Raw genomic sequence first — 5,531 nt, 5'->3', positions numbered from 1 at the left:
AACATTATTATCAGTACGATAGCGCCATCGAGGTGCTTTTGGCGTTTCGGCCACATGCGCTCGGTGCTACGACTGTGCTACTTTTTGCAAGCCGTGCGCGAACTGGAAGCACTGTGGAAGCAGCCGCAATGACATCCCAAACCGAACCGACGCTCAAATAATAGCGTCCGTTCAACCGACTGTGCTGCCAGCACTGTCAGACAAACCCCAAAAACATATCTATGAAATCGTATAAGAGACCAAAGCCCAGCTAAAGATCGCGCAACAGACGCAAAATTGACGGCGTTGCCTTGGGCGCAGAGGTTGTCTCTAATTGCCAAGCGTAAAGGCGTTGGCTGTGCTTGTGATGGTCAAAACATCCGTTTAATTGTAAGCGTTGCAAAAGCTACCATTTGAATAGCCCCTAGTTTGTTAGACGCCTTGCAGCTTCCGTTGTCGCTGTCTTTCAAAGTCAGCTGGCGACAACATGCCATTTCTGACGTGCTTGCGCTTTGGGTTATAGAATATCTCGATGTAATCGAACACGTCGGATCTCGCGTCTTCTCTGGTTTTGTATGTCCTGCGACGGATACGTTCGCGTTTAAGCAGGTTGAAGAAGCTCTCGGCCACGGTATTATCATGACAATTTCCACGTCGGCTCATGCTGTGTTCTAGATTGTGGTGTTTGAGAAATGACGCCCAATCAATGCTTGTAAACTGTGAACCTTGGTCAGAGTGTACCTGGACTTTGCTCGTTGGTTTGCGTCGCCAGACGGCCATTAGCAACGCCTGCAACACCAAATCCGTTGGCTGCCGGTTCTGCATTGACCAACCCACGACGCGGCGAGAAAACAGATCGATCACAACCGCCAAATACGAGAACCCTTCGTGCGTTTTGATGTAGGTGATATCTGTCACCCAGACGGTGTTGGGGGCCTCGACATCGAACTGACGGTTCAGTGTATTATCAACGACGACTGATGGCTTGCCACCATACTTACCGGGGCGGCGTTTATATCCAATTTACGCATATATCCCAGCCAATCTGGCAAGTCGGGCCACACGATTTGGGCAACATGTCTCACCCAAGTCGCAGAGGTCGTCATGCCGCTTGCGATAGCCGTAAATGTTACCGCTCTCTTCCCAAGCCTCTTTAAACAGCTCGGTCTGACGGGCATCTTCCTGCGCACGACGGCTTAACGGGTTTTTAATCCATGCATAGAAACCGCTTGGATGCAGACGCAGGCAGCGACACATAGCGCGAACCGAAAAGACCGACCGATGCTCTGCCATAAATGCGTACCTCACTTTGCATCCCTGGCGAAGTACGCGGTGGCCTTTTTTAAGATATCGCGTTCCTCGGAAACGCGAGCGAGTTCCTTCTTTAAGCGCCTGATCTCTGCCGCTTGCTCCGTGGTCTCGATGATCTGCTTGCGCGGCTTCGAAAACTGGGCCTTCCACGTGTAAAGTGACTTGGTGCTGATCCCTAATCGCTCCAAAACTTCCGCGACCGAATACCCTCGATCCACAACCTGTGCGACCGCATCACGCTTGAACTCATCTGTAAATCTAATCCCTGACATCACTGTCTCCTTGCTTCCAAAATTACCAAGCAAGGCGTCTACAAATCTAGGGGCTATTCACAGACAACAAATTGGGCACGTCTGCCGAAAGTGTTTGTGTGAGCATGCGTGCCGTGTCGGCTTCAGTTTGTCGCGAAGTTCTGACCGAGCTTCAGCGGACAAGCCGCCCTGCGCAGCTCGAAGATTGGGGTGTGCTAGGCTTCGCGTAACTGCGTTTTAAAACTTGATCTGTAGCGTCGCCCCTTTTAGTGGCCCCTCTGGGATCACTTTAAGAGTGCCGCCCCAGTTTTCCACCTGTTTGCGCGCAATTGTAAGGCCCAGTCCGCTTCCTTCGATAATGTCTCGTGATTGTAAAGTCGCAAATGGATCAAAGATGCTTTCATGATAGCGTTCTAAGATACCTTGCCCATTGTCACTGACCCAAAGGGCGCCTTGTGTATCAATATTTGTGACGATTACAGTGCCTGCATTGGTGCCATAATGCTTGAACGCGTTGTCTAAAAGAGCCCTTACAACGCTTTGAACAGCGTCGGGCGGCACGAGACATAGCTGTTCAACCATTTCAACTTTGATTTCAAAGTCGCTGGGAGTGGCACTGTCATTTACCACAGCCTGAACGGTTTGCCGTAGATCTATTATTTCTGATGCATAAATTTGGTCGTCGAGATTGCAAAGCTCACGGACAGAATTAATCAAGCGGTCTGCGCGTTGTGCGTTCGTTTTTATATCTGCAAGGTGGCGATGAACGCTCTCGGGAAGTTTGTCAGTTACCCCTTTTAAATCCTCTTCTATCCAATCGGGAAGCGCATCTGCTGCGCGTAAACATGCGCGTAAATCATGAACAAAATGAGATACAAATCTATCGTTCGAAATGCTTAAGCCCTGTGTTTGCGCCATTACATTTAGCATGACCATTCTCCCTTTTTACCTGCAACCACATGATATCTGCGTTTGTTTTCGAATTCCTTTACGCGCCGGTCATACTTAAAGAATTTCGCAGAATATATGTTCGATTACTTCTTATTTTGTTTGCTTTTAATTAAGCACTATCGGCCATATTGAGGGCGATTTTAGGAGGTTTTACGATGAAAAATGTTAGTGTAGTTACTCCAGATAATTTTCCCACGGTACAGTATGGAAACCCAGAAAAAGAGCTTCAAATCCTCATTGTTGATGACTCATCCTTTGACCTCAACAACATCGAACGGCATTGCCGCCGCACCAGCCTGTATTTGACAATTGACACGGCGCGGGACGTTGATGCGATGCTTGAGGCGCTCGATACCAAAATTTATGATATCATTTTCCTAGACTACCATCTTACCAATGCAACCGGCCTAGAGGCGCGGAAGCTGATCAGTGAACACTCTCTAAATTCAAAAGCTGCGACTATTATGATCACGGGCGAAGTATCGCACGAAGTGGCGGTGTCTGCGATCAAGAATGGATGTCAAGATTATGTCGCTAAAAGCGACTTGGATACAACGTCGCTTGAACTGATGATGAAAACAGCGGCCAAGCGCTTAGAGGGGCATGCCTCGCGTGTACTTCAGGGGCAAATGGACAACATCCACGCACGCACGATGGGGGCCGTTACACAAGTTGTACAGCGCGAGTTGAGTGACGAGCGTATCCTTTCTTTGCTCATTCGCGCCATGGAACAAGTGTCTTATGTTGATGGGCAGCCCGTGATCGGTGGTGTTCCCGATGTTCTTTCCATTTTAACGGAAAACGATTCAGAGCCAAACAGTTTTGTTTTCAAACAGTTTTCTGATGGTGACAATTAATGTCTACCTCGGAAGGTGTGCCTGTCGAGAATGAGGACGTTCATGCTCGTATGGAAACAGAGCGTGATGCGCTTTTGCGTTCGGGACAATTGCACTGGATACATTGGGCCGTCGTTGTTTTTTCTCTCGTGGTGACACTCATTGCGTGGAATTTTTCAAGCACCCAAGTTGCGCGAAATGGAAATGCGCAATTTGACCATGCTGCCGAGCAAATTTTAAAACTCGTCGAAGAGAGAATGGAAAAATACGAAGATGCACTCTGGGGTGGGGTCTCTGCGATTCAATCGCACAACGGAAATATGTCACGCGAGCAATGGCATGTGTACGCAAAAACACTTCATCTTGAGGAAAAGTACCCTGGGATCAATGGGATAGGTATTATCCATCATGTGCAACCCGATCAATTACACGTTTATTTGCAAGAGCAACGTAAGACCCGACCAAATTTCCGTGTTTTCCCAAAACATGATAAGAAAGATCATTTTCCGATTACATATATCGAACCTGAAAGCATGAATGGGCCTGCTCTTGGATTAGATGTGGCGCATGAACTTAAACGGTACACTGCCGCTATCAAAGCCGGTGCAATGGGGGGCGCTCAAATCACAGGCCCTATTAACTTGATTCAAGACACCCAAAGCACACCTGGTTTTTTATTTTACGCTCCCTTTTATGCGACCGAACCTCCCGATTTACCTCTCGCCCAAATGAAAGGGTTCGTTGGTATGGTCTATGCGCCCTTTGTTTTTCACAAGTTGATTAATGGGACCTTGGGGCAAGGTAGTCGACAACTACACTTTTCTGTGCGCGATGGGGATGAGGTGTTGTACTCTGAAAGCACTGTGGACATGCCTGCGCCCGAAATGGGGAATGTTTTCACCAAGACGTCCGAGATTCATCTATATGGCAGAACATGGACTTTTGATATTTGGGCTGGGTCTGATTTTCAACAAAACGTATCAAGCAGTGAGCCATTGTTCATATTGTTCGGTGGCATATCAATTGATGCCATGCTCCTTATTCTATTTGTTTTGCTCACACGTTCGAACCTGAGGGCGATTGAATTTGCCGATATGGTCACAGCAGAGTTGCTGGCGAGAGCCAGAGAGCTTTCAACCTCCAACGGGGATCTGGAAAAGTTCGCGTATATTGCATCACATGATCTCAAAACACCTCTCAGGGGAATGGTCGATCTAACCGAGTATATCGAAGAAGATTTGCAATCCTATTTGGAAAGCAAAAGCGCGAACCCGCAAGTCACATATAACTTGAAACGAATGCGACAGCAGATTTTGCGTATGGATAATCTCATTAAGGGGATATTGGTCTATTCGGGGATAGGCAGTGCAGAACATGTAAATGAACAGGTAGATGTGAATGAGCTTGTTACACGCATCCGCGATGAGCTTTCCCTGTCAAATGAACAATTAATCGTGGCAAATACACTACCTCTAATCCACGCCAATGCGACACGCTTTGATCAGGTTTTATCAAACTTGATTGGAAACGCTGCGAAATACCATGATGATCTTTCCAACGCAAAAATCATTGTTTCGTCCAGGCTGTGTGGCGCTTGGGTCCAATTCACCATTGCCGATGACGGACCGGGTATTGATCCACGCTTTCATGATAAAATCTTTGAACCGTTTCAAACGTTGCAGCCTAAAGATGTCATTGAAAGTACAGGCATAGGGCTTTCAATCGTAAAGCGGACTGTCGAATTTTACGGTGGAAAAGTATCTGTCGATTCAGAGCTTGGACACGGAACGCGTATAAACTTTACTTGGCCTATTAATGGGGTCGCAACAGATTTGGAGGACGCAGCATGAGCGTAGGCACTTCATCCCAAAACAATACCAAATTTTTAATTGTCGATGACAACAATTTGGATTTCGAAAAAATTACACGTAGTTTAGCTCGTTTGAAAATTGAAAACGAAATTCTACGTGCGCATGATGGTATTGAAGCGCTTGCGATTTTGCGTAATGAAGTCCCCGATACTCTTTTGAAGATGCCTTATATTGTTCTCTTAGATATCAATATGCCACGGATGAGTGGAATTGAACTCTTGGCAGAAATGCGTGCAGATAGTCGGCTGTCTTCGACGCCGGTGTTTATCCTCACAACGTCTGATCATCCAGATGATATCGTTAACGCCCATAATTTCAATGTGGCCGGCTAT

At 47.1% G+C, this 5,531-nt stretch carries 4 protein-coding genes and 1 pseudogene; 3 read left to right on the top strand and 2 right to left on the bottom strand.

Features of this window, described 5'->3' with window-relative positions; translation table 11 throughout:
* Window positions 1-411: 411 nt before the first annotated feature.
* Together BM025_RS18660 and BM025_RS18655 are read right to left on the bottom strand one after the other, a co-directional pair.
* Window positions 412-1,562, bottom strand: a pseudogene (locus BM025_RS18660) (IS3 family transposase).
* Window positions 1,563-1,778: 216 nt separating this feature from the next.
* On the bottom strand, window positions 1,779-2,471 hold the full coding sequence (locus BM025_RS18655) for a sensor histidine kinase (RefSeq protein WP_170842244.1): 693 nt from the start codon (window positions 2,469-2,471) through the stop codon (window positions 1,779-1,781).
* Between the two features lie 176 nt (window positions 2,472-2,647).
* Between BM025_RS18655 and BM025_RS18650 the strand changes: the two genes are divergently transcribed.
* The 3 genes from BM025_RS18650 to BM025_RS18640 all read left to right on the top strand — a co-directional run.
* Complete coding sequence (locus BM025_RS18650) at window positions 2,648-3,349, top strand: response regulator (protein WP_085849201.1); 702 nt, start codon at window positions 2,648-2,650, stop codon at window positions 3,347-3,349.
* Window positions 3,349-5,178, top strand: a complete 1,830-nt coding sequence (locus tag BM025_RS18645; protein ID WP_085849200.1) for a CHASE domain-containing protein — start codon at window positions 3,349-3,351, stop codon at window positions 5,176-5,178. Before BM025_RS18650 ends, BM025_RS18645 begins: the two co-directional genes overlap by 1 nt.
* On the top strand, window positions 5,175-5,531 hold a 357-nt coding region (locus tag BM025_RS18640), incomplete at its 3' end, for a response regulator (protein WP_090875504.1). The genes BM025_RS18645 and BM025_RS18640, both read left to right, overlap by 4 nt.

Origin of the sequence: Pacificibacter marinus (genome assembly GCF_900109555.1) — a bacterium.
Taxonomy (GTDB): Bacteria; Pseudomonadota; Alphaproteobacteria; order Rhodobacterales; family Rhodobacteraceae; genus Celeribacter; species Celeribacter marinus_C.
Note: the sequence above shows the minus strand (reverse complement) of the source record. Positions and strands in the feature narration are given on the sequence as shown.